This is a genomic window from Escherichia sp. AM3, assembly GCF_032029835.1.
Lineage (GTDB): Bacteria > Pseudomonadota > Gammaproteobacteria > Enterobacterales > Enterobacteriaceae > Escherichia > Escherichia coli.
The window spans coordinates 1-326 of the sequence record NZ_JAVUPQ010000754.1; the positions used below are offsets into that span (position 1 = coordinate 1).

General features: G+C 56.7%; 2 pseudogenes. Both read right to left on the bottom strand.

Annotated elements, in window-relative coordinates:
- Nucleotides 1–85 (bottom strand): annotated as a pseudogene (locus tag RTW80_RS28215) (ANT(3'') family aminoglycoside nucleotidyltransferase); the annotation flags it as partial.
- A 57-nt stretch (nt 86–142) separates the two neighbouring features.
- Nucleotides 143–326: pseudogene (locus RTW80_RS28220) on the bottom strand (HAD family hydrolase); the annotation flags it as partial.

The window sequence follows — 326 nt, forward strand, 5'->3', positions numbered from 1 at the left end:
GCACCGTTGATTCCAGATGGCGCTCAATGACGCTTAGCTCCTCTGATAGTTGGTTCGAAATTTCGATGGTCACCGCTACCCTCATGATGTCTAACACCAGAATTAAGCCGCGCCGCGAAGCGGCGTCGGCTTGAATGACTTGTTAGCGCCCACCTGCGACGCCAACCACTTGCCACTGATAGTACTGCTTAGTAGCAATGGCCAGCATATCCAGGTCCTCCGGCGTGTCTCCGTACGCGTAGATGGTCGGATATGTCGCCAGGTCGTAGCGCTCACGGACCAAGCGAGCCTTCTCCGTCAAGACGCACTGCCGCCCTTCATAGCGG